The sequence below is a fragment of the Streptomyces sp. NPDC058052 genome (genome assembly GCF_042885515.1).
Classification (GTDB): domain Bacteria; phylum Actinomycetota; class Actinomycetes; order Streptomycetales; family Streptomycetaceae; genus Streptomyces.
Map to the genome: position 1 here is coordinate 1 of NZ_JBHVRX010000110.1, position 1,040 is coordinate 1,040.

The 1,040-nt window shown below is 67.6% G+C and carries 1 protein-coding gene; it reads right to left on the minus strand.

The annotated features are described in order from the left end of the window. Positions 1-55 precede the first annotated feature (55 nt). Complete coding sequence (locus tag ACFVU3_RS40275; protein WP_376415247.1) at positions 56-970, minus strand: transposase family protein; 915 nt, start codon at positions 968-970, stop codon at positions 56-58. Positions 971-1,040 lie beyond the last annotated feature (70 nt).

Genomic DNA, 1,040 nt, shown 5'->3' on the forward strand with positions numbered 1-1,040 from the left:
TAACGAGCTGGTGCGTGATAGCGATGGAGTCGTGTTTGCCTGATCGGGGTCGTGGTCAGGCGTTGGCGGTGCGGTCGGAGACGAGACCGGCGATGGCCCGGTAGGTGGCGGGCAGAGCTTCGCGGCGGTGGGTCCAGCGGGTCAGCTGCTTCCAGCGTTTGTGGTCGGCGAGCGCGTGCTCGACGGTGATGCGCTTCGATGAGTGGTTGTGTCGGGCTTCCTCTCTGGCTGCGTGCACCTGCGGAAGGGCGATCTTGTTCGGCTTCCTGGGTGGTGTGATCGCCTGGCCGGGGTGGTCGCGGCGGAGGCCGAGGTATCCGTCGTCCAGGAGAACCTCCACGTCGGGGAAGTGCTGGAAGCAGACGCCGATGCCCTCATTGCGTGCGGCGGTCGCATCGTGCATCCGGCCAGGTCGCAGGGCATCGGCCCAGAGCGTGCGGCCCTGAGAGTCGGCGATGACGGTGGCCTTCATGGTGTTCTGTTTCTTCTTGCCCGAGACGAACGCGCGTCGGCCGCCGCGGCCTGCCACGGGCCTGCGGACCTGGATCTCGGTGGCGTCCAGACGCAGCTCGACGCCCTCGGTCTGGGCATAGGCGAACACATCGGCCAGGGTCCGCAGCCGCATACCAGGGCGGTCGGGGACCGCGCATCCCCGCTCGGCCAGAAGCGCTCGTATCTCCCCGACGGCCCGGGTGACGGTGGAGCGGTCGACACCGAACAGCAGGGCGAGAACAGAGTGCGGCAGATCGTGCCGCAGATGAATCAGGGTGGCGACCAGGCGGTCCACGAAGACCAGTTGATGCCGGGCGCCGGCCCCCGCAGCCCGTCTCCTGGCCCCGCCGCGTGCTTCATGACGGCGCCCCTCGACACCTGCCTGCCACGGCCCGGCCAACTCCTGAGCCAGGCAGGCGAGATGATGCCGAGAGATGCCCGTGAACAACTGATGCGCGAGAACCGTCCGGTCGACCATGATCGTCACACCTGGATCATGCCAGCCACCAGCAACGACGCATCAGCCGCTATCACGCACCAGCTCGTAA

Coding starts and splice junctions, on each gene's coding strand:
- ACFVU3_RS40275 (WP_376415247.1), bottom strand. CDS start 970: ATGGTCGACCGGACGGTTCTCGCGCATCAGTTGTTCACGGGCATCTCT.